Below are 580 nucleotides of genomic sequence, written 5' to 3'. Positions count from 1 at the left end.
TTGATGTCCTCGCTGAGGTCCAGCCCCAGGATGCTGCCGCGCGGGATGCCCTGCAGCCCGTCCTCGCCGCCGGTGAACGGCGCCTGCAGGAAGTAGAAGAACAGCATCTGGGCCAGCGCCAGGGTGATCATGGCGAAGTAGATGCCGCTGCGCCGGATCGACAGGATGCCGAAGACCAAACCCAGCAGGCCGGCCGCGGCGGTGCCGAAGATCAGCCCCGCGGCGGTCGGCCAGCCCCAGACGGCCAGCGACTGGCCGCAGGCATAGGCCGCCAGCCCGAGGAAGGCGGCATGCCCGAAGGACAGCAGCCCGGTATAGCCCAGCAGCAGGTTGAAGGCGCAGGCGAACAGCGCATAGCACATGACCTTCATGATGAAGATCGGATAGCCGCCGAATTCGGGCAGCAGCGCGATGAAGACGGCCGCGGCGGCGTAGGCGAGGACTTGTCGATTCATGATTCCTTCCCGAACAGCCCGGCCGGGCGCAGCAAGAGCACGATCACCATGATGATGAACACCACGGTGCTGGAGGCCTCGGGCCAGAAGACCTTGGTGAAGCCCTCGATCACGCCCAGGCCCAG

General features: G+C 66.2%; 1 protein-coding gene and 1 pseudogene. Both read right to left on the bottom strand.

The window, feature by feature from the left end; genetic code table 11:
• Positions 1-455 (bottom strand): branched-chain amino acid ABC transporter permease (locus tag OOZ48_RS18430; protein ID WP_269500273.1); only part of this gene is annotated, 455 nt, incomplete at its 3' end.
• Positions 452-580 (bottom strand): annotated as a pseudogene (locus OOZ48_RS18425) (branched-chain amino acid ABC transporter permease); the annotation flags it as partial. The pseudogene OOZ48_RS18425 and the gene OOZ48_RS18430, both read right to left, overlap by 4 nt.

Source organism: Castellaniella sp. S9, assembly GCF_027257175.1.
GTDB lineage: Bacteria > Pseudomonadota > Gammaproteobacteria > Burkholderiales > Burkholderiaceae_B > Castellaniella.
The sequence above is the reverse complement of the archived record's forward strand: the minus strand, read 5'-3'. Positions and strand labels throughout refer to the sequence as shown.